We start from the raw sequence: 25,565 nt of genomic DNA, 5'->3' as shown, positions 1-25,565 counted from the left end.
CGGGCTTGAAGCCCAGCCGAAAAAAAAGAGGGACCGTTGCCGGCCCCTCCTTGTTCCATGCCGTTCGCTTCGGCGCGGCTGGATCAGCCCAGCAGGCCGTGCAGGATGTTCGTCACCGGCGACACCGCGTGGTCGACCAGGCTGGTGATCGGGGTCACGACCTCGGTCACCAGCGGGGTGACCGCGTGCCCGACACCTTCCACCACGGTGGTCACAGGCGCGAGGGTCGAGCCCGCGCCGGCCAGGATGTCGGTCACCGGCGATGCGGCACCAGATACCGCGTGCGTCGCGCTGGCGGCGATCGGCTCGATGGCATCGGTGACCGCCGAGACCGGCTCCAGGATGTTGGCCGCCGGGCTGTTGCCGCCCAGCAAGCCGCCGAGCAGATTGCCGACGAGGCCGTCCTGGCCGAGCACGCTGCCGAGCAGACCGCCGTCGCCGCCCAACAGGCCGCCGACGATGCCGTCTTCGCCAAGCACGCCGCCGAGAAGACCGCCGTCGCCGCCGAGCAGGCCACCGACGATGCCGTTCTCGCCGAGTACGCCGCCGAGGAGACCGCCGTCGCCGCCGAGCAGGCCACCGACGATGCCGTTCTCGCCGAGTACGCCGCCGAGGAGACCACCGTCGCCACCCAGCAGGCCACCGACGATGCCGTCTTCGCCGAGTACGCCGCCGAGGAGACCACCGTCGCCGCCCAGCAGGCCGCCGACGATGCCGTTCTCGCCGAGCACGCCACCGAGGAGGCCGCCGTCGCCACCGAGCAGGCCGCCGACGATGCCGTTTTCGCCAAGCACGCCGCCGAGAAGACCACCGTCACCGCCCAGCAGGCCGCCGACGATGCCGTCTTCGCCGAGTACACCGCCGAGAAGCCCGCCTTCACCGCCGAGCAGACCACCGACGATGCCGTTTTCGCCGATTACGACGCCAAGGAGACCGCCGTCGCCGCCGAGCAGGCCGCCGACGATGCCGTCTTCGCCGAGTACGCCGCCGAGGAGGCCACCGTCGCCACCCAGGAGGCCGCCCAACAGGCCGTCATCACCCAGCAGGCCGCCAAGGAGACCGCCTTCGCCGCCCAGCACACCGCCGAGCAGGCCGCCATCGCCTCCAAGCAATCCACCCAGCAGGCCGTCGTCACCGAGCACGCCGCCGAGAAGACCGCCGTCCCCGCCGAGCAGACCGCCCAGGAGGCCGTCATCACCCAACAGACCACCGAGGAGGCCGCCCTCGCCGCCGAGCAAGCCGCCCAGCGGTCCGTCGCTCAGCAGGTTGCCAACCACGCCGTCGGGTCCGAGCAGGCCGTCCACGAGTCCACCCTCGCCGAGCAGTCCACCGGAGAGCCCTTCGCTGCCGAGCAGGCCGGCAAGTGCGCCATCGCCGCCGAGCAGACCGCCAACGAGTCCGTCTTCGCCAAGCAGGCCACCCACCAGGCCGTCGTCACCGAGCAAACCGCCGAGGAGACCGCCGTCACCGCCGAGCAGACCGCCCAGCAAGCCGTCGTCACCGAGCACGCCGCCGAGGAGGCCGCCGTCACCCAGAACGCCGCCGAGGAGACCGCCTTCACCGCCGAGCAAGCCGCCCAGCAGGCCGTCGTCACCGAGCACGCCGCCGAGGAGGCCGCCTTCACCGCCGAGCAAGCCGCCCAGCAGGCCGTCATCACCGAGCACGCCGCCGAGGAGGCCGCCTTCACCGCCGAGCAAACCGCCCAGCAGGCCGTCGTCGCCGAGAACGCCGCCGAGGAGACCGCCTTCACCGCCGAGCAAACCGCCCAGCAGGCCGTCGTCACCGAGCACGCCGCCGAGGAGACCGCCTTCACCGCCAAGCAGGCCGCCCAGCAAGCCGTCGTCGCCCAGCAGTTGCCCGACCAGACCGTCGTCGCCCAAGAGTCCGCCGAGCAAACCGTCATCGCCCAGCAGGCCTTCGAGCACCTGGCCGACCACGCCGTCGTCGCCGATCAAACCGTCCACGAGGCCGTCGATGCCGAGGCCGGTGGTCACGCCGCCGAGCAGGCCTTCGCTGCCCAGCACGTTCTCCAGGATGTTGCCGAGCGCATCGGTCAGGTAGTCGACCTGGCCGATCAGCGAGTCGACCAGCGCATCCGTCAGGCCGTTGCCCAGCAGGCCGTCGACCACGGGGGTCAGCACGCCGCCGATGTCGACGAGCAGGTTTTCAGCGGCGTTGTCGACCGGGTCGAATTCGTTCGGGTCGTTGGCCGTGAACTCGTTGCCCGCGATCGGCGAGAGCACGTTGTCCACCAGATCCGTCAGGCCATCGACCGTGGGCATCAGCGATGCCAGCGTGCCGGACGAACTGGAAGCAGCCCGGGCCGCGGCCGCGGCGCTTCCGCCACCCAGGCCGAGGAGGTCGTCCAGCGCGCCGACCAGATGGCCGACGGCGCCATCGCCTGGATCGAGCAGGTGGTCTCCATCGGCGTCCGCATCGGCATCTGCGTCAGCGTCCGCGTCGGCATCCGCATCGGCGTCTGCATCTGCGTCGGCATCCGCATCTGCGTCCGCATCGGCATCGGCGTCTGCATCCGCATCTCCGTCCGCATCCGCGTCGGCATCTGCATCCGCATCGGCGTCCGCGTCGCCTTCGCCGACGCCCGGAGCGAGGAAGGAAACACCACCGCCGCCGTCGCCACCGCCGCTCAATGCGGCGCCGAGGGCAACTGCGCCCAGCGCGCCTAGCGCGAATTCACCCAGCCCGATGCCGCTGCCGCCCGCGGCCTTCTTGGTCACGGCCACGGCGGCGGCATCCGCATCGCTGTCGGCCGGCGTGACTTCAAGGTTGCCGGAGGCCACATCCACATTCACCTGCTCCAGGCCGCCGGCCAGCTTGGTCGAGCCGATGGTGGCATCGGTGCCGCCTTCGAACACACCCGCGAGCGGTGCCTTGTTGGTCGTCGAGCCGGGGAACAGCACGTTGGCATGGCCGCCGTCGGGAACGATCACGCGGTCGCCGGCCATCAGGCTCTGGCTGCCGTCCACCGGAATCCGCACGCCGTCGCGGATGACCACCGTGCCCGGCGTGGCGTTGGACAGCGAGCCGAGGCTCGCGGGCGCGGAGGGCGCCGCTGTCGTGGCGGCCGCACCCATGGGCGCGATCGGTGTGGCGCTGGCCTGGGCCAGGACCACGGGCGCCGCGATGTCGGCAACTGTCGGAATCGAGCCGACGGAGGCTTGGGTGGTTGTGGTCATGGCGACCTCCTCGTGTAATAAGTACCCACGAAGCGCAACATGCGTGCCGCCTCTGCACCAGGCCTTCGCCGCGCTGGTTGCAACCAGGCTATGTGATTGATTTGAAAAGGTTTTCCCGCACTTCGTGCGGCAGGGGCCGGCCCATGCGACGGGCTGCTTTCGCGGTTCGTTACGTAACGCGGAGCACTTTCTTTCCGGAACGCCCGCTGCGTCGAATGGCGATGCGCGGTTGCCGATGCCTCGACCGTTCCGCTGGGCGGAAAAATCATTTGCGCCATGGCGCTTTCGGGCATGCGGCGCGCGGCCTACAGTCCGCAGCACCCCGAAGACAGACAACACACACAGCGACGGCAAGACAAGGAGACAGCCACGATGCGCAACCTCAACCAGGACAACGTCACCCAGGCCGTGCTCGCGCGCCTCGCCGACACGCCCGATCCGCGGCTGCACGAGATCCTGACCAGCCTCGTGCAGCACCTGCACGCCTTCGCGCGCGAGGTGAAGCTCACCGAAGCCGAGTGGTTCCAGGGCATCCAGTACCTCACCGCCACCGGCCAGATGTGCGACGACAAGCGCCAGGAGTTCATCCTGCTGTCGGACGTGCTGGGCCTCTCGATGCTCACCATCGCGATGAACAACAGCAAGCCGGCCGGCTGCACCGAGGCCACCGTGTTCGGGCCCTTCTACGTCGAAGGCGCGCCCGAGTACGAGCACGGCGACGACGTGGCCAACGGCGCCGCGGGCGTGCCCTGCGATGTGTACGCCACGGTGCGCGGGCTCGACGGCGAGCCGGTGGCCGGTGCGATCGTCGATGTGTGGCAGGCCGACGAGGGCGGCCACTACGACGTGCAGCACGCAGGGCTCGACCATGCCGAGAACCGCGGCCGCCTGCGCACCGGGGCCGATGGCGCACTGCACTTTCGCAGCGTGCTGGCCGAGGCCTATCCGATTCCGGTCGACGGCCCCGTGGGCGATCTGCTGCGTGCGACGAAACGCCATCCGTGGCGGCCCGCGCACCTGCATTTCAAGATCGAGGCGCCGGGCTACGAAAACCTCATCACCCATGTGTTCCGCGAGGGCGACCAGTGGCTCGATTCCGACGCGGTGTTCGCGGTGCGCCAGTCGCTGGTCGCGCCGTGGAAGCAGCAGGACAACGGCCGCTGGCGCCTGGACTTCGACTTCGTGCTCAATCCGCTGAAGCAGCCCGCCTGAAGCATCAGGCCCGGGCCTGCTACGCTCGCAAAGCCTGCCCCTGACGGCGGGCTTTTTTCTGCGCTCCGTCACACCCCATGGCCTTCCCCCTCATCACCGACCCGCATTTCTATGCGGTCGCCATTCCCGCCGTGCTGCTGCTCGGCATCAGCAAGAGCGGCTTCGGCGCCGGCTTCGGTTCGCTCGCGGTGCCCCTGATGGCGCTCGCGGTCACGGTGCCGCAGGCAGCGGCGATCCTCATGCCGCTGTTGCTGCTGATGGACGTGCTGGGGCTCGCCGCGTTCCGGCGCGACTTCGACCGATCGCTGCTCAAGTTCCTGATTCCGTTCGGCCTGATCGGCACGGTGGTCGGCACGCTGCTGTTCCGCGTGCTGTCGGCGCACACGGTGGCGGGCATCGTGGGCGTGTTCACGCTGCTGTTCCTGGCGCAGCGGCTTGTGTTTCCGCCCAAGCCCGACGATCCGCTGCCCTCGCGCGGCGTGGGCGCGGCGCTCACGGTGGTGTCGGGCTTCACGAGCTTCATCGCCCATGCGGGCGGCCCGCCGATCAATGCCTACGTGATTCCGCTCAGGCTCAAGCCGGTGGTGTTCACGGCCACGATGGCGTATTTCTTCTTCGTGGTGAATCTCAGCAAGTGGATTCCCTACGCGTGGCTCGGCCTCATCGACTTCCGCACGCTGGCCACCTCGGTGGCGCTGATGCCGCTCGCGCCGCTCGGCGTGTGGGTGGGCATCCGCATCGCGAGGCGTATCGACGCGACGTGGTTCTATCGCTTCGTGTACCTCGGAATGTTGTTGACCGGCCTCAAGCTCGTCTATGACGGATTCATCGCCTGAGGCCTGTGCGTCGGGTCAGAGTTCGACGATGGACTTGAAGCCGCCGAAGATCATCCGCTTGCCGTCGAACGGCATGGTCTTCGGGTCCATCGACGCGATGCGCGGGTCGGCCATCACCTTCGCGTTGATCGTGTCGCGGTGCTTGCGCGACTTGTAGACGATCCACGAGAAGGCCACGGTCTCGTCGGCCTTGAGCTTCACGCTCTGCGGAAACGAGGTGAGCTTGCCGGGCTTTACGTCGTCGGCGATGCACTCCACGTATTCGAGCGCGCCGTACTCCATCCAGACCTTGCCGGCCTTGCGTGCGAGCTTGCGATACGCCTCGACGTTCTTGGTGGGAATGGCAACGATGAAACCGTCTACATAGCGGGCCATGGGAGATCTCCTGAATGAAAGATAGAACCGTTGAAGGAAAAACAGCGGCGGCTGCATGGCGTCGTTCTCATCACGACGCCGATTCGCTCGCCGCCCCGCGGGGTGCCGCTTCTTCGTTGTTCTGCGTTTGCGCCGGCGGTGCGGTGCGAAGCAGCAAGGCCCCGATCAAGCCCGCCAGTGCCGCGAACACGGCGCCGACGAGAAATGCAAGGTTGTAGCCACCGGTGAGCGCGAGCGGCATCTGCGCGCCGGCCGCGTCCATCGAGCCGGTGCGCGCCGCAGCCGCGCTGGCCAGCACGGCGAGGCCGAGTGCGCCGCCCATCATGAAGGCGGTGTTGACCACGCCCGAGGCGAGGCCCGAATCGGCCGGGTCGACTTCGCTCATGGCCGCCAGCAGCACCGGGTTGAACGCCATGCCTGCGCCCAGGCCGAGCAGCATCATCCCGGGCAGCACGTCGATGACGAAGCTGCCGTTGACCGGTGCGCGTGCGAAGAGTGCGAGGCCGATGGCCGCGAGCCACAAGCCGGCGGCGAGCGGTTTGCGGATGCCGAAGCGCATCACCAGCTTGGCCGAGAGGCCGAGCGAGAACACCGCCATGATGATGTTGGCCGGCAGGAACGCGAGGCCGATCTGCATCGGCGTGTAGTTCAGCACCAGCTGCATGTAGAGCGCCGAGATGAAGAACCACGCGAACATTGCCGCGGCCCACAGCACGCCCACCACATTGGCGACCGACACGCTGCGCAGGCGAAAGAGACCGAGCGGCATCAGCGGGTGCTGCACGCGCGCCTCGATGGCGATGAAGGTGGCCAGCAGCACCACGGCCGCGCCGAGCAGGCCCAGCGTTTGCGTGGAACCCCAGCCGGCCTCGTTGCCGTTGACCACGCCGTACACCGCAAGCATGAGCGACAGCGTGACGGTGACCGCGCCGGCCACGTCGAGCTTCTCGCCATGCGCCTGGCCGCGCGCATTGGGCAGCAGCGCCACGCAGAGCGCGTACACCGCCACGCCGATCGGCAGGTTCACCAGGAAGATCCAGTGCCAGCTCAGCGAACTCGTGAGCAGGCCGCCCAGCAGCACGCCGATGCTCCCGCCGCCTGCGCAGACGAAGCCGTAGACGCCCATCGCCTTCGCGCGGTCGGCCGGTTCGGTGAAGAGATTCATGATCAGCGAGAGCGAGACGGCCGAGACCACCGCGCCGCCCAGCCCCTGCACCGCACGCGCGGCGACCAGCAGCACCTGTGAGTTGGCAAGGCCGCAGGCCAGCGAGGCGACGGTGAAGAGCACGAGGCCGATCAGGAAGAGCTTGCGGTGGCCATACAGGTCGCCGAGCCGTCCGCCCAGCAACAGGAAGCCGCCGAAGGTCAGCATGTAGGCATTCACCACCCACACGAGCGAGGTCTCGGTGAAGCCGAGGTCGGTGCGGATCGAGGGCAATGCCACGTTCACGATCGTGGTGTCGAGCACGATCATCAGGACGCCGAGGCAGAGCACCATCAATGCGAGCCAGCGCTTCCGGTTGTCGAGTGTGTCGGTCATGGGGTGGGTTCCTGAAAAAGCCGCGGATGCGGCGTTCTGTTTTTTAGACCAGCGGCTTGCCGCCGTTGATGAGCCAGGGGGTGCCGAAGCGGTCGGTCACCATGCCGAAGGCTTCGACCCAGAAGGTCTTCTCGAAGGGCATGGCGACGGTGCCGCCTTCGGCGAAGGCATCGAACACGCGGCGCGCTTCGGCGACGGTCTCGAGGGTGAGCGCAACGCCGAAGCCCTTCATGCCTTCGTAAGGCTGGCCGGGCATGGTGTCGGAGGCCATGAGCATGCCCTCGCCGTAGGCGAGCGAGGCATGCATGATCCGCTTCTTGACGTCGGCCGGCATCTGCTCGGTGTCGGGCGCTTCGCCGATGGTCATCATCATCTGGATGGTGCCGCCGAGGGTCTTTTCGTAGAAGCGCATGGCTTCCTGCGCGTTGCCGTCGAAGGTGAGGTAGGCGTGGATGGGGGACATGGTGGTTTCCTTTGGATTGGTTACTTTTCGGTGGTCGTCTTGAGGTTGGCAAGGCCTGCTTCGAAATCCTTGCCGATCATCTGGTCCATGTTGAAGAAGATGCCCATGAGCTTGGCGATGTAGGGGCTCGGGCCGGACATGGCCCAGGTGACCTGCGTGGCGTCGCCCTGTGGCTGCAGCGTGAACTCGGCCATGTTGTGGCCTTCGAAGGGCTTGATGAAATCCAGCTTGATCGCGACCTTCGAGGACGGCGTCGATTGCGCGATTTCCATCTTGCCCGCGCCCGCCTTGTCGTTGCCTTCCCAGGCGTAGGTAGCGCCCTGGCCGGCCGGTGCGCCGCCGAAGGTGCGCTTCATGGCCGGGTCCAGCTTCTCGTAGGGCGACCATTCGCCCCAGCGGTGGAAGTCGTTGATCAGCGGAAAGATCTTCTCGGCCGGCGCAACGATGCGCGCGGTGCGCTCCACGCGGAAAGTGTCAGGGCGGGTAGCCGCATAGATCAGCACGATCGCGATCAGCGCGAGGATGACGAGGACGATTTTCTTGAACATGAAGGGACTCCTGGGGGCAAGGCGTGCAGGGCGATGGCGATGGATTACTTCGCGGCGTCCACCACCATCAGCCAGCCCACGCCGAAGCGGTCGGTGAGCATGCCGAAGCTGGAGGTGAAGAAGGTCGGCATCAGCGGTTGCATGACCTGGCCGCCATCGGCCAGTGCATCGAACCACTTGCGGGCGTCGGCATCGGTGGAGGCGGTGATCGACAGCATGATCCCCTTGAACTCCGCCTGGCCCGAGCAGCGGCCGTCGGAGAACATCAGCTCGGTTTCGCCGACGCGGATCACGGAGTGCATCACCTTCTCGGGGCTGGGCATGGCGCCGGCGCAGCCGTCGCCTTTTTCCATGCCGGCATCGGCGGGCGCATCGCTGTAGTGCATGAGCTGGACGACTTCGGCGCCGATCGCCTTCTTGTAGAAGGCGATGGCTTCGTCGCAACGGCCTTCGAAGGACAGGTAAGACTGGACTTTCATGGCATTTCCTTTGGGCTATCGAGGTTTCGAGGATGCGCATCGGGTTCTGCGCGAATACGATGGAACTACTTTGTGTACACCGTCCACAAAGAATAGCAGGGATAATGGACAGTGTCCACATGGAATTGCAATGAAGCTGAACAACGTCCCCGAAAGCCTGCCGCCCGCCCGCAGCACCTACCGCCACGGTGATCTGCGCCGGGCGCTGCTGGAGGCGGGCGTCGAACTGGCGCGCGACGGCGGCCCGGACGCGGTGGTGCTGCGCGAGGCCACGCGGCGCGCGGGCGTGGTGCCCAACGCGGCGTACCGGCATTTCGGCAGCCGGCAGGAACTGTTGCTGGCAGTGCGCGGCGCGGCACTTTCGGCCGCCGCCAAGGCGATGGAGTCGGAACTGGCCGTGCTGCATTTCGACCAGCCGCCCGCCGACTTCGCCCGCGCGCAGGTGCGCGCCATCGGAACGGCCTACCTGCGGTTCGCGCAGGCCGAGCCGGGCCTGTTCCGCACGGCGTTCGTGATCACCGAAGAAGGCGAGGGCGAAGTGGGCCCCACGGCCGCGGGGGCGAGCGGCATGGGCCCGTTCCAGCTCTTGGGCGCGGCGATCGACCGGCTGGTGGACGCCGGCGTGCTCGACCCGGCGCGGCGCCCGAATGCCGAATACCTCGCGTGGTCGGCGGTGCACGGGCTGGCCCTGCTCATCATCCACGGGCCGCTGCGTACGCTCGATGCGGAGACCACGCAGGCGCTCGGGCAGCGCCTGATCGACATGGTCGAGCGGGGGCTCTAGCGCCTGCCCGCGATCTCAGGGATCAGAGATAGATCTTCTGCAGCAGCTTGATCAGCGTCTCGCGCTCGCGCACCGTGAGCTGGGCGCTGGCATCTGACTCCAGCTGCACCACGGTCTGCTCGGCTTCCCGCACCAGCGCTTCCCCGTCGGCGGTGAGATGCAGCCCCACCGCGCGGCCGTCGTGCGGATGCGGCTTGCGCTCGATGAGCCCCCGGCTGTCCAGCGTGGCCACCAGGCTCACGAGGTTGGGCGGCAGGATGTCGAGCGTGGTGCACAGCTGCCGCGAGGTGGCGCCCGGGTTGTGCGCCAGCAGCGAGAGCACCGAGAAATCGATCTGCTTGAGCCCGTAGGGCGCCATGCGCTCCGAGAAGACGCCGCTGATGATCAGCCAGGCGCGGCGGGCGTTGTAGCCGACCAGGGTTTCGAGCACGCGGGCATCGAGCCGGTCCGAGCGGTTCGATGCGGACGCCACGGGCTCGTTCTTGGGGGAGTTTTTTTTCGCGGGAGCAGGCATGGCCCCGAGCGTAACCGCCCGTGGCGATGCCACGCACCTACCGCGCGACACCTTCCGCCGCCGCGGCGTGCGAAAGCGCCAGGCCCTCGCAGGTGCGCTTGACGATGCCCAGCCGCATCTCGAACTCGGGCAGCACCCAGCGGCGGAAGGCGGCCGCCGAACGCACCCGACCGGCGTGGCCCGCCGAGGCGCTGTCGTCCGCCGCCTCGATGCGCGCCCAGGCCCAGGCCATCATCGTGAGCATCACCACCCGCAGGTAGTCGTCGGCCACCTCGTACGGCAGCACGGGGTTGGCATGGGCGGACATCGCGATGGTGGTGCCCAGGTAGCGCAGTTGCGCGAGCCGGCGCTGCACGTCGGCATCGGCCTCGCGCGATGCATCGAGCGTGTCGCGCAGTTCGAGCAGCACGGCCGACATTGCGGCGCCGCCGTCGGGCAGCACCTTGCGCACCAGCAGGTCGATGGCCTGGATCTCGTTGGTGCCCTCGTAGATCATCGTCACGCGCGCGTCTCGCACGACCTGCTCGATGCCCCATTCGCGCACATAGCCGTGGCCGCCGAACACCTGCAGGCATTCGCTCGCGCCATGGAACGCCTGGTGCGTGCAGGCCGCCTTGAGCACCGGCGTGACCAGCGAGCACCAGCGCTGCGCGCGCTCGCGGGCCTTGGGGGCGGCGTCGTGCGCGGCCACGTCGAGCATCAGCGCGCTGCGATACGCCAGCGTGCGCGCGCCGTCGATCCAGGCGCGTTGCGTGTCCAGGATGCGGCGGATGGCGGGGTGCTCGGCGATCAGGTCGGCCGCTTCCGTGCCCCGGCTTGCGGGCACAGTGCCCGGCGCGCGCATCTGGCGGCGCTCGGCCGCGTAGGCGTCGGCTTTCTGCCAGGCGGCATCGAGCAGGCCGATGCCTTGCAGCGCCACGTGCAGGCGCGCCGAATTCATCATCACGAACATCGCGGCGAGGCCGCGGCCCGCCTCGCCGACCAGCCACCCAGTGGCATCGTCGAAACGCATCGAGCAGGTCGGGCTGCCGTGCAGCCCCATCTTTTCCTCGATGCGCTCGCAGTGCACGGCATTGCGAGCGCCATCGGGCAGCAGCTTGGGCACGAGCACGAGCGACAGGCCCTTCGGTCCCGCTGGTGCGTCGGGCAGCCGACACAGCACGAGATGGACGATGTTCGGCGTCAGGTCGTGCTCGCCGCCCGAGATGAAGATCTTGCCGCCGCTCACCCGCAAGCTGCCGTCGGCCTGCAGCATGGCGCGCGTGCGCACCTGGCCGAGGTCGCTGCCCGCGTGTGCTTCGGTCAGGCACATGGTGGCGAGCCATTCGCCGGTCGCGATCTTCTGCAGATAGCGGCTCTTGAGTTCGTCGTTGCCGTGGTGCTTGAGGCAGGCGTACGCGCCGTGCAGCAGGCCGGGCGCCATCGTGAGCCCGTGATTCGCCGCGCTGAGCCATTCGTAGAGCACGGCTTCGAGCACCGAGGGCAGGCCCTGGCCGCCGTCTTCCGTCGCGGCGGAGAGCGCGGGCCAGCCGCCGTCGACGAAGGCTTGGTATGCCTCGCGAAATCCCGGCGGCGAGAAGACCTCGCCTTTGTCGAACCGGCAGCCGACTTCATCACCCTCGCGATTGATCGGCGCCATCACCTCGCCGACAAAGCGCGCGGCCTCTTCGAGCACCTGCGATTGCAGCGCCGCGTCGACCTCCGCGAAAGGCGCGAGCGCCTGCAGCCGTGCAGGCGCATCGAGCACCACGTTCAGGAGAAAACGAACGTCTTCGGGGCGAGGCCGGTAATCCATCAGCTGCATCAGGACTCGGCGGTGAAGCCGATCTTCTTGACCAGCGGACCCCAGCGTTCGTACTCGGACTGCAGCGACTTCTTCATTTCCTCGGGCGAGGAGCCGTGCGTGATCAACCCGACCGACAGCAGGCCGTCGGACACGGCCTTGTCCTTGAGCGCGGCCTGGATCGCGGTGCTCGCGGCGTTGATGACGGGCGCGGGCGTCTTTGCCGGCGCGAAGAAGCCGAACCACTCGTCGGCCACGATCTCCGGAAAGCCCTGTTCGGTGAAGGTCGGCACGTCGGGCAGGTAGGCTGGGCGCTGCGCCCCCGAGGTGGCGAGCACGCGCAGCTTGCCGGCCTTGGCGAAGGGCAGGCAGTCGCCGGCGGGCGTCATGCACGACGCGATCTGGCCGCCCACCACGTCGTTGATGCCGGGCAGCGAACCGCGGTAGGGCACGTGGCGCAGGTCGGCGCCGGAGCTCAGGCCCAGCAGCGCGCCCAGGAAGTGCGGCGTGGAGCCCGCGCCCGGCGAGCCGTAGCTGGCCTGGCCGGGGTTGGCCTTGGCCCAGGCGATGTAGTCCTTCAGCGTCTTCACGCTGGCCGGCACCATCGGTCCGACGGCCAGGCCGTGCGTCATCACGGCGCCGATGGAGATCGTCGCGAAATCCGGGATGGCATAGGCCAGCTTGGTGTAGATGTGCGGATAGATCGACAGCGCCGAGGCCTGTGCGAGGCACAGCACCGAGCCGTCGGCCGGCGAGGTCTTGAGCGTGTCCAGCGCGATGCGCCCGCCCGCGCCGGGCTTGTTCTCGACCACCGGGTTCGTCTTGGTGAAGGGCGTGTCGCCCACCTTGTCGGCCACGCGGCGCGCCACGCTGTCGCCGGCGCTTCCGGCCGGGAAGCCGTAGTAGATCTTCACCTGCTGCTGCACCAGCTGGGCGAGCGCGGCGAGAGGGTGCAGGGCGCCGATGGCGGCTGTGCCGCCGAGCATGTTCACGAACTGGCGTCGGGTGGTCATGGTCTTGTCTCCTGGTTGCTGCTGGGGCTGGAATCAGCGCGGCGCCATGCGCAGGGCGCCGTCGAGGCGAATGACTTCGCCGTTGAGGTGGCCGTTGGTGACGATGTGACAGGCGAGCTCGGCGAATTCCGAAGGCTGGCCCAGGCGCGGCGGGAACGGGATGGACGCGGCCAGCGACTGCTGCACCGCCTCGGGCAGTTCCAGCAGCAGCGGCGTGGCGAAGAGGCCCGGCGCCACGGTGCACACGCGAATGGCGTGTTGGGCCAGATCGCGCGCCATCGGCAGCGTCATGCCGACGAGGCCGCCCTTCGATGCGCTGTAGGCCTGCTGTCCCACCTGGCCGTCGAAGGCCGCGACCGAGGCGGTGAAGAGCATCACGCCCTTCTCGCCGTTGGCCAGTGCTTCGAGCTTCGCGCAACGTGCCGCGAAGAGGCGCGCCATGTTGTAGCCGCCGATCAGGTTGATGTTGACCACGCGCACGAAGTCTTCGAGCGGCGCCGGGTTGCCGTCCTTGCCGACGATGCGCTTGGCGCTGCCGATGCCGGCCACGTTCATCAGGATGCGCGCGGGGCCGTGCGCCGCGGCGGCCTTGTCGAGCGCGGCGGTGACGCTCTCGGTGTCGGTGATGTCGCAGGTGCAGGCGACGCCGCCGATCTCCGCCGCCACCTTCTCGGCGAGCGCGGCGTTGCGGTCGAGCACCGCGACCTTTGCGCCCAGGCGCGCAAGTTCACGCGCGGTGGCTTCGCCGAGGCCCGATGCGCCGCCGGTGACGAGGGCGGCTTGTCCTTCGATCTTCATGTGTGTTGTCTCCTGGAATGTCTAGCGGGGCACGAGGGTGAAAGGCAGCGTGCCGGCATGCATCGCGTCGGCGAGTGCGGCGCGGTGCTTGAGCACGGCACGCTGGTTGATCGAGCCCTTGTCGGTCACCTCGCCCTTGTCGATGGAGGGCGGCTCGGCCATCAGGTGCAGCCGCGCGATGCGGTTGGCGCTGCCGGTGCCCATCGCGGCCAGGTCGTTCGCCACCTGCTGAAAGTGCGCCTGCACTGGTGCGCTTTCGAGCACCTGCTGCATCGGCGCATCGGCGGAAAGGCCGGCAAGCTGTCGCACCTTCTGCGTAGGGAAGATCAGCGCGCCGACTTCCTTCAGGTTGATGCCGGTCAGCACCGCGTCCTGCACATAGGGCGCGCCGGCCGCGATGATCTTCGCGCGCAGCGGGCCCACGCTCACGAAGGTGCCGGTGGCGAGCTTGAAGTCTTCGGCGATGCGGCCGTCGAAGCGCAGGCCGCGGTGGATGTTGTCGTCGGCGATCCACTTCACCGCGTCGCCGGTCGAGAAGAAGCCCTCTTCGTCGAAGGCTTCGGCCGTGGCTTCGGGCGCGCGCCAGTAGCCGGGCGTGATGTTGGGGCCGCGGTATCGCACCTCGGTCTTGCCGTCGACCTCGATCAGCTTGAGTTCGATGCCGGGCGCGGGGAGGCCCACGTCGCCGGACTTCACCTCGGGCCCCGTCACGTAGAGCGCGAACGGGCCCGATTCGGTCATGCCAAGGCCCGTGCCCATCACGATGCGCTCGCCGACTTCGGCTTCCTGCGTCTTGTGCAGGCTGTCCCAGATCGGCTGCGACAACGCCGCGCCCGAGTAGAAGAACATCTTCACGCGCGACAGCAGGTTGCGGCGCAGTACCGCATCGCTCTCCATCGCGTTCGCGATCGCCTCGAAGCCGGTCGGCACATTGAAGTAGATGGTGGGCGCGATCTCGCGCAGGTTGCGCAGCGTCTCGGCCATGCCCGCGGGTGTGGGCTTGCCGTCGTCGATGTAGAGCGTGCCGCCGTTGTCCAGCACGATGCCCACGTTGTGGTTGCCGCCGAAGGTGTGGTTCCAGGGCAGCCAGTCGACCAGCACCGGCGGCTCGTCGCCCAGCGCGGGAATCGACTGGCGCAGCTGCTGCTGGTTGGCGCACCACATGCGGTGCGTGTTGATCACCGCCTTGGGCATCTTGGTCGAGCCCGAGGTGAAGAGGAACTTGGTGATGGTGTCGGGGCCGGTCGCGCGCATCGCGGCGTCGATGGCGGGTGTTGCGGGTGTCGACGCCAGAGCGTTGAACGCGGTGCTGGCGCGACCTTCGAGCCGGCCTTCGGCGAGCACGACCTCGGTGCCGGCCGGCACGGTGGCTTCGATGGCGCGGCCGTAGCGCGCCGCGTCGGTGGCGAACACGAGGCCCGGCGTGAGCGTGTCCAGCACGTGGCGCAGCTTCTCGAAGTCCTGGCTCACGAGCGAGTAGGGCGGCGAGACGGGGCAGTAGGGCACGCCGGCGTAGAGGCAGCCGAGGGCGAGCAGCGCGTGCTCGATGCCGTTCTCGCTGAGGATCGCGACCGGGCGCTCGGCGTTCAGGCCGCGGTCGAGCAGCGCCTGTCCGATGCCGCGCGCTTCCTCCAGTGCCTGTGCATAGCTCACGCGCAGCCAGTCGCCCGTGCTGCCGTCGGCCAGCCGTTCGCGGCGGGCGATGAAGGTGCGCTCGGGTGCGTGTTCGGCCCAGTGCGCGAGGCGGTCGGTCATGCGGTCACGGTAGGCCTCGAGCTGCGTCTCGGCCTGCAGGTACTGCGTGCCCGGCGCGCCGTCGCGCAGCACTGCGCGGGTCACGCCGAAGGCGAGCGGGCGGTAACGGATGGAGGTCATCCCTTGCTCACTTTCGCACCGCGGCCTTCGAGGAAATCGCGCACGCGTTCCTTGGCCTCGGGCGCCGCCTGCACGATGCCGGACATCAGCGCCTCGGTGAAGAAGCCGTGGTCGGCCGACTGCTCGGCGATGCGCGGCAGCGCGTGCATCAGCGCGTAGTTGGTCAGCGGCGCGTTGGTGGCGATGCGCTTGGCGAGTTCGAAGGCCTTGTCGAAGGCGGTGCCCTCGTCGACCAGGTACTGCGCGAAGTTGGCGCGCTCGCCGTCTTCGGCGTTGTAGACGCGGCCGGTCATCATCATGTCGGTCATGCGGGCCACGCCGATCAGCTTGGGGATGCGCACCGAGCCGCCGCCGCCCACGAAGATGCCGCGCGAGCCTTCGGGCAGCGCGTAGAAGGTGGAGCGGTCGGCCACGCGGATGTGGCAGGCGCTCGCCAGCTCGAGCCCGCCGCCGACCACCGCGCCGTGCAGTGCCGCGACCACCGGCACCGGGCCGTGCTGGATCAGGTCAAGCGCGCCATGCCACAGGCGCGAGTGCTGCATGCCCTGGCCGGCGTCGCGCTCTTTCAGCTCACTCAGGTCGAGGCCGGCGCAGAAGTGCGGGCCCTCGCCATCGAGCACCGCAGCGCGCACGGTGGAGGGCAACTGCTCGAAGGTGTCGCGCAGCGCGAGGATCAGGCCGTCCGACAGCGCATTGCGCTTGGCGCCGCGCGCGAGGCGAACGATGGCGACGTCGTCGCGGATGTCGATTTGAAGGTCGGAATTGGTCATGATCGGGTTTGAGTGTGAGTCGAATTATGGTTATGATAAATAATCAATTCAAGGCATTTGAGCGCCTCGGATCCTAGGGATTTACCCGCATTGGAGACAACGACATGGACCACCAGAACCTGATCGCCATCGACATCCACACCCACGCCGAAGTGAGCTGCTGGAACCCATTCGACAACTACGGCGAGGAGTACGACCGCGCCGCCGACAAGTACTTCGGCTCGAGCGGCCGCCCGACCATTGCCGAGAGCGTGGCGTACTACCGTGAAAGGAAGATCGGGCTGGTGATGTTCATGGTCGACGCTGAGTCGAACATGGGCCGCCGCCGCATCCCCAACGAGGAGATCGCCGAGGCCGCGGCAGCGAACAGCGACATCATGATTGCCTTCGCCAGCATCGATCCGCACAAGGGAAAGATGGGCGCACGTGAGGCGCGCCGGCTCATCGAGGAGCACGGCGTGAAGGGCTTCAAGTTCCACCCGACGGTGCAGGCCTTCCACCCCTACGACAAGATGGCCTGGCCGATCTACGAGGTGATTGCCGAACACGGCCTGCCGGCGATCTTTCACACCGGCCACAGCGGCATCGGCTCGGGCATGCGCTGCGGCGGTGGCCTCAGGCTGGAGTACAGCAACCCGATGCACCTGGACGACGTGGCCATCGACTTTCCCGACATGCAGATCGTGATGGCGCATCCCAGCTTTCCCTGGCAAGACGAAGCGCTGAGCGTGGCGACGCACAAGCCCAACGTGTGGATCGACCTCTCGGGCTGGAGCCCGAAGTACTTTCCGAAGCAACTCGTGCAATACGCCAACACGCTGCTGAAGGACCGCATCCTGTTCGGCAGCGACTACCCGCTGATCACGCCCGACCGCTGGATGAAGGACTTCGAAGTGGCGGGCTTCAAGCCGGAGGTGATGCCGGGGATATTGAAGGGCAATGCGGTCCGGTTGTTGAGGCTGGAAGGCTGACGAAGAAAAGGAAGGGAAGGACGGGCTACGAATCCGCCTTTTCCTTCTCGTCGATCCGGTCCCAATCGCGCCCCGAGCGCCGCTGCCGCTCCTCGCGTTCGCGCGCCATCTGCTCCTCGAACTGCTGACGGCCCGCCTTGTTGGCCGCGATCAGCTTGGCGCGGTCCTTGTAGTGCGGATAGATTTCGTCGCTGAGCTTGATGTTCCGGCGACGGAATCGCATCGTCGATTCGCGTGCCTCGTGCGCCGGCCAGCCCAGGGCCTCGAGCGTCGAGCGCGCGCTGCGCAGCGACGACTCGAACACCTCGCGCTCGACGTCCGTTACGCCGCGGTCGCGCAATTGGAACAAGTGCGTCACGTTGCGTGCTCGCGCGATGATCCGGGCCTGCGGAAAGTTCTCCTTCACCAGGTCGACGATGTCGAGCGACTGCTCGATGTCGTCCACCGCCACCACGATCGCCTTGGCCGATCCGGCGCCCGCGGTGCGCAGCAGGTCGAGCCGCGTCGCGTCGCCGTAGAACACCCGAAAGCCGAACTGGCGCAGGCCCTCGACGGTGTCGGCATCGTGGTCGAGCACCGTGACGCGGAGGCCCTGCGACATCAGCATGCGCCCGACGATCTGGCCGTAGCGGCCGAAACCGCAGATCAGCACCTTGGCGTCCTGCTGCTCGGAAATTTCTTCCAGCTGCGGGCCGGTGTTGCGGCTGTAGCGCGGCAGCACGAACTTGTCGAGCAGCACCAGCAGGAGCGGCGACAGCAGCATCGACAGCGCCACCGCGCCGATCAAGAGCGACGTGATCTCGGGCGGCAGCACATCCGGCCCCGCCGCCTGGAACACCACGAACGCGAATTCGCCGCCCTGCGCGAGCAGCAGCGTGAACACCGGCCGCTCCTGGTAGGCCAGGCCCATCGCCTTGGCGAGCGCGTAGATCACGACCAGCTTGATGACCATGAAGCCGAACACCAGCGCGGCCATCACCCAAGGGCTCGCGATGAGAACGCCGAAGTTGATCGACATGCCCACGGCGATGAAGAACAGGCCGAGCAGCAAGCCCTTGAAGGGCTCGATGTCGGTCTCGAGTTCGCGCCGGTATTCGCTTTCCGCGAGCAGCACGCCGGCGAGGAAGGCGCCCAGCGCCATCGACAGGCCCACCACCTGCATCAGCGCCGCGATGGCCACCACGAGCAGCAACGCCGCGGCGGTGAAGATCTCCGGCGTGTCGCTGCGCGCGATCCAGCGCAGGATGGGGCGCAACAGCAAACGGCCGCCGAGGATGATGCCGGCGATCACGCCAACGATCTTGGCCGCTTCCAGTGCGCGGTCCAGGCCGCTGAGCGAATGCTCGGCGGCGGTGGCGCCCGCCAGCAGCGGCAGCAACGCGAGGATCGGGATGGCCGCCACGTCCTGGAACAGCAGGATCAAAAAGCCGGCCTGGCCGCTGGGCGTTTTCAGCAGGTTGCGCTCGCCGAACACCTGCAGCGCGATGGCGGTGGAGGAGAGCGCGAGACCCAGCGACGCCACCAGCGCCACGCGCCATTCAGCACCCACGGCCCAGCCCGCGGCGAAGAGCACGGCGGCGCAGCTCAGCACCTGCGCAGCGCCCCAGCCGAAGATGGGCCGGCGCAGGTTCCACAGGCGCTTGGGTTCGAGTTCCAGGCCGACGAGGAACAGCATCAGCACCACGCCGAATTCGGCGAAATGCAGCACGTCTTCGACGCTGGACACGAGGCCCAGTCCCCAGGGGCCGATCGCGATGCCGGCCACGAGGTAGCCGATGATCGAGCCGAGCCCGAGGAATTTCGACAGCGGCACCACCAGCACGGCGGCGCCCAGGTAAATGAGGCTGCTGGTCAGCCAGGCGGGTGCGTGTTCCATGCTCAGGCCGTGCCTTCCCGGTTGTCGTCGTTCTTGGCTTCGTTGGCGGCGGACATGGAGGCGATGCCCCGCGCCATCGCGGAATGGAAGGTGCTGGCCACCACCTTGCCCATGTCGTCGGATTCGGCCGGGCGGTCGGCTTCGGGCACGGGGCAGGCGATGCAGGCGTCGATCTCCTCGATCTCGGGCCAGTCGGGATAGCTGCCCAGGCGCTGGGCGTAGGTCTCGACATGCGCCGTCACCTCGGCCTCGTCGGCGCTCCGCGCCCCGTAGAAGATGAGCGGCGGCAGAAAGCGCATGCCGCAGAGCGCAGCGGTCTGCTCGTAGGGCGGCAGGAAGGCGTCGAAGAAATAGCGGTGGTAGCTCTGGGGGTGGTAGCTGGGCTCGGGGCTGCCGGTGGTGGCGACCAGCCAGAAGTCCTTGCCCTGCAGGGCGGTGCCGCCGGGGCCGTAGGCCCAGCCGTAGGCGAGCACGTCGTCGAGCCAGAGCTTCTGCAGCGCCGGCATCGAATACCACTGGATCGGGTGCACCAGCACGACCAGGCGGGCCTTCGCGAGCCGGGCCTGCTCGGCCTCGACGTCGATGGCGAAGTCGGGGTAGCTGCCGTAGAGGTCGTTGACCTCCACCCCGGGCACCGCGCGCGCGGCGGCCAGCATGCGGCGGTTGACGCGCGAGTCGCGCCAGTGGGGATGGGCCGCGATCACATAGATACCGCCGGTGTCGTCGGCGGGGTTTCCCGGGAGTGTTGTTGTCGTCATGCCGCGAACATAGCGCAACCGGAGGCGATTTACCGGCCCCAAAAGGGCGAGGCACTACGATGCTGCCCTGATCCAGCTCTGGAGGAGATTCCCATGCCGGTGGTTCTGGTCGCCAACCCCAAGGGTGGCGTTGGCAAGTCGACGATCGCGACGAACATCGCGGGTTACTTTGCGAGCCGCGGCCATGCCGTGATGCTGGGCGACGTGGATCGTCAGCAGTCCTCGCGGCTCTGGCTGGGTCTGCGCCCGCCGCTGGCCCGGCCCATCTCCACCTGGGAAGCTTCCGGCGACAGCACCGTGGTGCGCCCCCCGCGCGGCACCACGCACGCGGTGCTCGACACGCCCGCGGGCCTCCACGGCTGGCGCTTCAAGGAAGTGCTGGCGCTGGCCGACCGGGTGATCGTGCCGCTGCAGCCGAGCATCTTCGACATCTACGCCACGCGCGATTTCCTCGATCGGCTGCTGGAGCAGCGCAAGGCCGACAAGACGAAGATCGGCCTCGTGGGCATGCGCGTGAACGCGCGCACCCTGGCGGCCGACCGGCTGAATGAATTCATCGCTGGGCTCGGCGTGCCGGTACTGGGCGAGTTGCGTGATACGCAGAACTACGTGCAGCTCGCGGCACGCGGACTTACGTTGTTCGATATTGCGCCGGGCCGCGTGCAGCGCGACCTGGAGCAGTGGCAGCCGATCTGCGAATGGCTGGACTGAGCCCCCGGTTTTCCCTAGGCCCGGTTGTCGCAAGCCCGACAGCCGCACCCGCGTCCTCGGCACCAGAATGCCCCGCATGACCAAAAAGACATTCCAGACCCTTCAGGATCTCGCCGCCTGCGTCGGCCAGGAAGTCGCCGTGAGCGACTGGATCACCGTCACGCAGGAGCAGGTCAACCAGTTCGCCGAGGCGACCGGCGACCATCAATGGATCCATGTCGATATCGAGCGGGCCAAGGCCGGCCCCTTCGGCGGGCCGATTGCGCATGGCTTCCTGACCCTGTCGCTGCTGCCGAAATTCTTCGAGGTGGCGATCGACGTGGTCGAGTCGCGCATGGGCGTGAACTACGGGTTGAACCGGGTGCGCTTCATGTCGCCCGTGCCCGTGGGCAAGCGCCTGCGGGCCCGCATGAAGCTGCTGACCGCGGAGCCGATTCCCGACAACGGCCTCCAGATGACCTGGGAAACCGCCATCGAGCTCGAAGGCGCGGCCAAGCCGGCCTGCGTCGCCGAGTCGGTGGTGCGCCGCTACCGCTGAGCGCGGTTTTCTTCTTTCTTACATCCGGCGGTCGGTCACTTCGCCGTAGGTCGCGGCGCCCTGGCGGGTGATGCCGAGCGCGCTGGCGCGGACCGCGGCGCGGTCGGTGTCGCCATTGGTCTGCTGGGCCACGCCGGTGCCGCCGTTGCTGATCTTCAGCGGCTGGCGGGCCTGGGCTTGCACCTCGGCGCGCGACAGCGTCGACTGGAAGGGCGCGGGCGGCAATGGGTTCTGTTCACCCTGGAAGGCCTGGGCACCGGTGCTGAGGGCGAGCGTGGCGAAGGTCGCGAAGGCAATCGACTTGGCATTCATGACGGAACTCCTTGAGGCAAAGCGTTGAGGGACTCGATGCCGGAGCGGGGGGGCAGTGGCTGCTTTTCGCGCCGGCATGTCATCCATACGCTGCGCCGCGCCGACCGGATGCGCCCTTGCCGCCCGAAGGGTCAGCTGAATCCGTTTTGCCGCCAGGCTTCGAACACCGTCACCGCCACCGCATTCGAGAGGTTCAGGCTGCGCTGCCCTTCGCGCATCGGCAGCCGCAGGCGCTGGGGTTCGGCGAAGCCGTCGCGCACCGCGGGCGGCAGGCCGCTGGTCTCCGAGCCGAACACCAGCCAGTCGCCCGGCTGGAAGCGCACGTCGTGCACGGCGCGCGTGCCGCGGGTGGTGAGGGCGAACATGCGGTCGGCGGCCGGGCTTTCGGCATCGATCAGCGCCTGCCAGTCGGCATGGCGCTTCACTTCGGCGTACTCGTGATAGTCGAGCCCGGCGCGGCGCAAGAGGCGGTCGTCCATCGAGAAGCCGAGCGGCTCGACCAGGTGCAGCGTGCAGCCGGTGTTGGCCGCGAGCCGGATCACGTTGCCGGTGTTCGGCGGAATTTCGGGGTGGACCAGGACGATATGGAACATGCGCCGATTGTCGGCGGCGCGCGTGGGCCGGTCAGCGCGGCGGGTCGGTGCGGGCCAGGACGACCGCGGTGATGTGGGCGGCGCCCGACAGTCTCAGCGTCTCGGCCGCCGCGAACAGCGAGGCACCGCTGGTCATCACGTCGTCGACCAGGACGATGCGCTTTCCCTGCAACGCCTCCGCGCGCAATGGCTCCACGGCGAAGGCGCCACGCAGGTTGCGCAGGCGCTCGGCACGCGCAAGGCCGCTCTGCGCCGGGGTCTCGCGGGTGCGCAGCAGCAGCGTCGCGTCGGTCTTGGCCGGCGCCATGCGGCGCGCGAGTTCGAGTGACTGGTTGAAACCACGCTCGCGCAGCCGGCCGGGCGCGAGCGGCATCGGCAGCACGATGTCGCACTGCTCCAGCGCCGGCTCCACCCAGGGCGCGCTGCGCAACAGGGTCGCGAACGGGCCGGCCCAGCCGGCGTCGCCGCGAAACTTGAATCCGGCAATGCAATCGGGCCAGGGCCATTCGTAGCTGCAGGCCGCGAGACAGGCGTCCAGCGGCGGCGGGTGCAGCACGCAGTCGCCGCACCGGGCGACGCCTTCAGGCACCGGCAGCGCACAGCCGCCGCAACGCATGGCCGGCGGGGCGAAACGCGAGACGCAGGCGTCGCACACCGGCTGAGAAGGCCAGGCGCGGCAGACCTCGCACTGGCTGGGCAGCCGTGCGAGCAGGGAAGTGAAAGGCCTCAGGGCCCGGTGGCTGAGCATGGCGTCAATATACTCACGGCCCCATGGCCACCGACCCCGCAAGAAGACCGCCGACCATCGACCCCACGGCGGCCGCCCGCTGGCGCCGGCTCGCGCCCGCCGAGGGCTCGCCGTGGCTGCATGAAGAAATCGGTCGCCGCATGGAAGACCGGCTCCAATGGATCAAGGCACAGCCGCGCACCTGGGCCGACTGGGCGCCGCTGCGAGGTGGCCTCGAGGCGCACGAACTCGTGGCGCGCCGCTACCGCGATGCGGCTTCCTATGTGATCGAACCCGAACCGGCCCTGGCCGGCAAGACCGGCGAAGCGCTGGCCTCGCCCTGGTGGAGCGCCCGCCGCTGGCAGGGCGGCAAGGCCCGTTTCGACGCACCGCCCGAAGACGGCGTCGACCTGCTCTGGGCCAATATGTCGCTGCACATGGCCGCCGACCCCGAGGCGCTGATCTCGCAGTGGCACAAGCTGGTCGCGACCGACGGCTTCCTGATGTTCTCGTGCCTCGGCCCCGACACCGTGCGCGAGCTGCGCGCGCTGCATGCGCGCCTGGGCTGGCCCGCGGCCGGTCACGAATACACCGACATGCACGACTGGGGTGACATGCTGGTGCACGCGGGCTTCGCCGAGCCGGTGATGGACATGGAGCGCATCGTGCTGACCTGGGCCACGCCCGAGGCGGCGCTGGCCGAGCTGCGCACGTTGGGGCGCAACCTGCACCCGGGGCGTTTCCCTGCGCTGCGCGGCAAGACCTGGCACAAGGCGCTGAAGGGCGCGCTGCCCGAACTGGCACCGGCCGAGGGCGGCAACGGCCACATCGCGCTGACCTTCGAGGTCATCTACGGCCATGCCTTCAAGCCGACGCCGCGCGTGTCACTGTCGGCCGAAAGCGCGGTGTCGTTGCGCGAGATGCGCTCGATGCTGCAACGAGGTCGGCCAGGCGCCTGATTGCCTAGTAGTAGTGACCCGTAGGCGTCCCACAGGGCCTGCGAGCGCCGGTATCTACCCGCTACAATCCGCCGTTGCGTGAAACTCGCGGGTATTGTCCCGCGATCGAGGGCCTGTCGGATCCTGTTTGTACGAAGGGTTTGGCGACCATCGACGCACCGATTTGCTGAACTCGCCCGTGTCGAATTCCGTGTTTCGTTTTGCCACCGTTTCAGGCCAGAGCATCCACTGGTTCCTGAAGCGGAACTGCTCGGTGACCCCGAGCCAGCTGGGCTGGCTCTACGCGTCGCTGTGCGTGGTATCGCTCGGCATCGGTACGGTGTTCTGGCTGCACGGTGCGCCGCTGGTGCTGCCATTCGCCTGGCTCGAGCTGGCCGCGGTGGGTTTCGCTTTCATGCTGTACGCGCGGCATGCGACCGATGGAGAACGGATCGCGTTGCAGGGCGGACGGCTGGTCGTGGAGCTCGAGGACGGTGGGCACTACGAACGCACGGAATTTCTTCCGCACCAGGTGCGGATCGAACCGCAGACCAGCGATCGCTCGCTGATCGAGGTCTCGGGACAGGGTCGATCGGTCAGGGTGGGGCGCTATGTACGCCCGGAGTTGCGTGCAGCATTGGCGCGCGAGATTCGCATGGCGTTGCGTGGCGCTTGAAGCGGCTTGCGCAGCGCTGCACGGTTGGGTTTGTCGAAAAAATTGAAGAAACGTGAACACGATGAAGAGCATTTGGCGCAACAAGTACAGGCCGGCGAATCTGTTGCTGGCGGCCGGCGCGGCTTTCAGCAGCGCGGCGCACGCAGTCAACGATCTGCCCGGCGGCCCTTCGGTTCGCCAGTTGAATCTTCCGGTCGGTGTGACCAAGATCGCGCAGGAGCAGCATCTGCTCCACACGATCATGATGATTCTGTGCACGGTCATCTTCGTCGCCGTGTTCGCGGTCATGTTCTATTCGATCTGGAAGCACCGCAAGTCGGTGGGCCACAAGGCTGCCAACTTCCATGAATCGGTGGTGGTCGAGGTCATCTGGACCATCGTTCCCTTCCTCATCGTGATCGTGATGGCGCTGCCCGCCACCAAGGTGCTGGTGGCCCAGAAGGACACCACCAACGCCGACCTCACGATCAAGACCACGGGCTACCAGTGGAAGTGGGGCTACGATTACCTGAACGGCGAAGGCGAGGGCCTGGCCTTCATCTCCACACTCGACAGCTCGCAGCGCGCGATGTCCGACGCGGGCGCCAAGGGCGCGATGCCCGACGACTACCTGCTCAAGGTCGACAACCCGCTGGTGGTGCCGGTCAACAAGAAGGTGCGCATCATCACCACCGCCAACGACGTGATCCACGCGTTCGCCGTGCCGCAGCTGGGCTTGAAGCAAGACGCGATTCCCGGCTTCGTGCGCGACACCTGGTTCCGCGCCGAGACCGTGGGCGACTACTACGGCCAGTGCCAGGAACTGTGCGGCAAGGAACACGCCTACATGCCGATCCACGTGAAGGTGGTCTCGGCCGGTGACTACACGACCTGGGTTGCCGCCAAGCGCAAGGAAGCCGCCGCCAAGCTCGACGATCCGACCAAGGTCTGGGCGCTGCCCGAGATGCTGGTTCGCGGCGAGAAGGTCTATGCCGCCAACTGCGCCGCCTGCCACCAGGCCAACGGCAAGGGCGCGGGCCCGATCAAGCCGCTCGACGGCTCGCCCAAGGTGACCGACGCCGACCACAAGGTGCAGCTCACGGTGCTGCTCAACGGCCAGAACAACGGCGCGATGCCTTCCTGGAAACAGCTGAGCGACACCGACCTCGCGGCAGTGGCCACGTACACCAAGAACAGCTGGTCGAACAAGACGGGCCAGCTGGTGCAGCCGGCCGAAGTGCTGGCCCTGCGCGGCAAGTGATACGGCAGCGCCCCGCGAAGAAGAAATTGCAAGGAACA

At 68.0% G+C, this 25,565-nt stretch carries 26 protein-coding genes; 9 read left to right on the top strand and 17 right to left on the bottom strand.

What is annotated here, in order from left to right:
* Nucleotides 1-83 precede the first annotated feature (83 nt).
* Nucleotides 84-3,197: a hypothetical protein gene (locus GNX71_RS27590; RefSeq protein ID WP_206175362.1), complete on the bottom strand. Its 3,114-nt coding sequence runs from the start codon at nucleotides 3,195-3,197 to the stop codon at nucleotides 84-86.
* A 372-nt stretch (nucleotides 3,198-3,569) separates the two neighbouring features.
* On the opposite strand from GNX71_RS27590, the gene GNX71_RS27585 reads away from it, so the two are divergent.
* Nucleotides 3,570-4,409 carry an intradiol ring-cleavage dioxygenase gene (locus tag GNX71_RS27585; protein WP_206175361.1) on the top strand — a complete coding sequence of 280 codons (840 nt, stop codon included), beginning with the start codon at nucleotides 3,570-3,572 and terminating at the stop codon, nucleotides 4,407-4,409.
* 77 nt (nucleotides 4,410-4,486) lie between these two features.
* Entirely contained in the window at nucleotides 4,487-5,245 is a 759-nt protein-coding gene (locus GNX71_RS27580) for a sulfite exporter TauE/SafE family protein (protein WP_206175360.1), read from the top strand.
* Between the two features lie 15 nt (nucleotides 5,246-5,260).
* Here GNX71_RS27580 and GNX71_RS27575 read toward each other — a convergent pair whose 3' ends face one another.
* From GNX71_RS27575 to GNX71_RS27555, 5 genes are all read right to left on the bottom strand, one after another.
* Nucleotides 5,261-5,620, bottom strand: coding sequence for a DUF1428 domain-containing protein (locus GNX71_RS27575; protein WP_206175359.1), 360 nt, complete (start codon nucleotides 5,618-5,620; stop codon nucleotides 5,261-5,263).
* Nucleotides 5,621-5,690: 70 nt separating this feature from the next.
* Nucleotides 5,691-7,160, bottom strand: a complete 1,470-nt coding sequence (locus GNX71_RS27570; protein ID WP_206175358.1) for a DHA2 family efflux MFS transporter permease subunit — start codon at nucleotides 7,158-7,160, stop codon at nucleotides 5,691-5,693.
* Nucleotides 7,161-7,203: 43 nt separating this feature from the next.
* Nucleotides 7,204-7,623 (bottom strand): VOC family protein, encoded by a 420-nt coding sequence (locus GNX71_RS27565; protein WP_206175357.1) that lies wholly within the window; start codon nucleotides 7,621-7,623, stop codon nucleotides 7,204-7,206.
* Between the two features lie 20 nt (nucleotides 7,624-7,643).
* Entirely contained in the window at nucleotides 7,644-8,171 is a 528-nt protein-coding gene (locus GNX71_RS27560; protein ID WP_206175356.1) for an SRPBCC family protein, read from the bottom strand.
* A 44-nt stretch (nucleotides 8,172-8,215) separates the two neighbouring features.
* Nucleotides 8,216-8,650: a VOC family protein gene (locus GNX71_RS27555; protein ID WP_206175355.1), complete on the bottom strand. Its 435-nt coding sequence runs from the start codon at nucleotides 8,648-8,650 to the stop codon at nucleotides 8,216-8,218.
* Between the two features lie 130 nt (nucleotides 8,651-8,780).
* Between GNX71_RS27555 and GNX71_RS27550 the strand changes: the two genes are divergently transcribed.
* Nucleotides 8,781-9,434: a TetR/AcrR family transcriptional regulator gene (locus tag GNX71_RS27550; protein WP_206175354.1), complete on the top strand. Its 654-nt coding sequence runs from the start codon at nucleotides 8,781-8,783 to the stop codon at nucleotides 9,432-9,434.
* Nucleotides 9,435-9,456: 22 nt separating this feature from the next.
* Here the strand turns inward: GNX71_RS27550 and GNX71_RS27545 are convergent, their stop codons facing one another.
* The 6 genes from GNX71_RS27545 to GNX71_RS27520 are packed head-to-tail and all read right to left on the bottom strand — an operon-like array spanning nucleotide 9,457 to nucleotide 16,187.
* The gene (locus GNX71_RS27545; protein ID WP_206175353.1) at nucleotides 9,457-9,948 is read right to left on the bottom strand and encodes a MarR family winged helix-turn-helix transcriptional regulator; all 492 of its coding nucleotides are present in this window, start codon (nucleotides 9,946-9,948) and stop codon (nucleotides 9,457-9,459) included.
* 37 nt (nucleotides 9,949-9,985) lie between these two features.
* Nucleotides 9,986-11,743, bottom strand: a complete 1,758-nt coding sequence (locus GNX71_RS27540) for an acyl-CoA dehydrogenase family protein (protein ID WP_206179728.1) — start codon at nucleotides 11,741-11,743, stop codon at nucleotides 9,986-9,988.
* A gap of 8 nt (nucleotides 11,744-11,751) precedes the next feature.
* Nucleotides 11,752-12,744 carry a Bug family tripartite tricarboxylate transporter substrate binding protein gene (locus GNX71_RS27535; RefSeq protein ID WP_206175352.1) on the bottom strand — a complete coding sequence of 331 codons (993 nt, stop codon included), beginning with the start codon at nucleotides 12,742-12,744 and terminating at the stop codon, nucleotides 11,752-11,754.
* Nucleotides 12,745-12,777: 33 nt separating this feature from the next.
* Entirely contained in the window at nucleotides 12,778-13,542 is a 765-nt protein-coding gene (locus tag GNX71_RS27530) for an SDR family NAD(P)-dependent oxidoreductase (protein WP_206175351.1), read from the bottom strand.
* Between the two features lie 21 nt (nucleotides 13,543-13,563).
* A complete protein-coding gene (locus GNX71_RS27525) occupies nucleotides 13,564-15,417 on the bottom strand; it encodes a feruloyl-CoA synthase (RefSeq protein WP_206175350.1) in 1,854 nt (617 codons plus the stop codon).
* Complete coding sequence (locus GNX71_RS27520; protein ID WP_206175349.1) at nucleotides 15,414-16,187, bottom strand: crotonase/enoyl-CoA hydratase family protein; 774 nt, start codon at nucleotides 16,185-16,187, stop codon at nucleotides 15,414-15,416. The genes GNX71_RS27525 and GNX71_RS27520 overlap by 4 nt, the downstream gene beginning before the upstream one ends.
* A 104-nt stretch (nucleotides 16,188-16,291) precedes the next feature.
* On the opposite strand from GNX71_RS27520, the gene GNX71_RS27515 reads away from it, so the two are divergent.
* Nucleotides 16,292-17,158, top strand: coding sequence for an amidohydrolase family protein (locus GNX71_RS27515; RefSeq protein WP_206175348.1), 867 nt, complete (start codon nucleotides 16,292-16,294; stop codon nucleotides 17,156-17,158).
* Between the two features lie 25 nt (nucleotides 17,159-17,183).
* Here the strand turns inward: GNX71_RS27515 and kefC are convergent, their stop codons facing one another.
* Both kefC and GNX71_RS27505 read right to left on the bottom strand, forming a co-directional pair.
* The gene (gene kefC, locus GNX71_RS27510) at nucleotides 17,184-19,034 is read right to left on the bottom strand and encodes a glutathione-regulated potassium-efflux system protein KefC (protein WP_206175347.1); all 1,851 of its coding nucleotides are present in this window, start codon (nucleotides 19,032-19,034) and stop codon (nucleotides 17,184-17,186) included.
* Nucleotides 19,035-19,036: 2 nt separating this feature from the next.
* A complete protein-coding gene (locus GNX71_RS27505) occupies nucleotides 19,037-19,792 on the bottom strand; it encodes an NAD(P)H-dependent oxidoreductase (protein ID WP_206175346.1) in 756 nt (251 codons plus the stop codon).
* 93 nt (nucleotides 19,793-19,885) lie between these two features.
* Between GNX71_RS27505 and GNX71_RS27500 the strand changes: the two genes are divergently transcribed.
* Nucleotides 19,886-20,503, top strand: coding sequence for a ParA family protein (locus GNX71_RS27500; RefSeq protein WP_206175345.1), 618 nt, complete (start codon nucleotides 19,886-19,888; stop codon nucleotides 20,501-20,503).
* Between the two features lie 67 nt (nucleotides 20,504-20,570).
* Nucleotides 20,571-21,041: a MaoC family dehydratase gene (locus tag GNX71_RS27495; RefSeq protein WP_206175344.1), complete on the top strand. Its 471-nt coding sequence runs from the start codon at nucleotides 20,571-20,573 to the stop codon at nucleotides 21,039-21,041.
* An 18-nt stretch (nucleotides 21,042-21,059) separates the two neighbouring features.
* Here the strand turns inward: GNX71_RS27495 and GNX71_RS27490 are convergent, their stop codons facing one another.
* From GNX71_RS27490 to GNX71_RS27480, 3 genes are all read right to left on the bottom strand, one after another.
* Nucleotides 21,060-21,353 carry a DUF4148 domain-containing protein gene (locus tag GNX71_RS27490; RefSeq protein ID WP_206175343.1) on the bottom strand — a complete coding sequence of 98 codons (294 nt, stop codon included), beginning with the start codon at nucleotides 21,351-21,353 and terminating at the stop codon, nucleotides 21,060-21,062.
* Nucleotides 21,354-21,484: 131 nt separating this feature from the next.
* A complete protein-coding gene (gene trmL, locus GNX71_RS27485; RefSeq protein WP_206175342.1) occupies nucleotides 21,485-21,946 on the bottom strand; it encodes a tRNA (uridine(34)/cytosine(34)/5-carboxymethylaminomethyluridine(34)-2'-O)-methyltransferase TrmL in 462 nt (153 codons plus the stop codon).
* Between the two features lie 31 nt (nucleotides 21,947-21,977).
* Complete coding sequence (locus tag GNX71_RS27480) at nucleotides 21,978-22,694, bottom strand: ComF family protein (RefSeq protein ID WP_206175341.1); 717 nt, start codon at nucleotides 22,692-22,694, stop codon at nucleotides 21,978-21,980.
* A gap of 23 nt (nucleotides 22,695-22,717) precedes the next feature.
* On the opposite strand from GNX71_RS27480, the gene GNX71_RS27475 reads away from it, so the two are divergent.
* The 3 genes from GNX71_RS27475 to coxB all read left to right on the top strand — a co-directional run bounded on the left by GNX71_RS27475 (nucleotide 22,718) and on the right by coxB (nucleotide 25,527).
* Nucleotides 22,718-23,632 (top strand): biotin synthase, encoded by a 915-nt coding sequence (locus GNX71_RS27475; RefSeq protein WP_206175340.1) that lies wholly within the window; start codon nucleotides 22,718-22,720, stop codon nucleotides 23,630-23,632.
* Nucleotides 23,633-23,810: 178 nt separating this feature from the next.
* Nucleotides 23,811-24,287 (top strand): DUF2244 domain-containing protein, encoded by a 477-nt coding sequence (locus GNX71_RS27470; RefSeq protein ID WP_206179726.1) that lies wholly within the window; start codon nucleotides 23,811-23,813, stop codon nucleotides 24,285-24,287.
* Nucleotides 24,288-24,348: 61 nt separating this feature from the next.
* Nucleotides 24,349-25,527, top strand: a complete 1,179-nt coding sequence (gene coxB, locus GNX71_RS27465) for a cytochrome c oxidase subunit II (protein ID WP_206175339.1) — start codon at nucleotides 24,349-24,351, stop codon at nucleotides 25,525-25,527.
* The last annotated feature ends 38 nt before the right edge of the window (nucleotides 25,528-25,565 follow it).

This window comes from Variovorax sp. RKNM96 (genome assembly GCF_017161115.1).
GTDB lineage: Bacteria > Pseudomonadota > Gammaproteobacteria > Burkholderiales > Burkholderiaceae_C > Variovorax.
The sequence above is the reverse complement of the archived record's forward strand: the minus strand, read 5'-3'. Positions and strand labels throughout refer to the sequence as shown.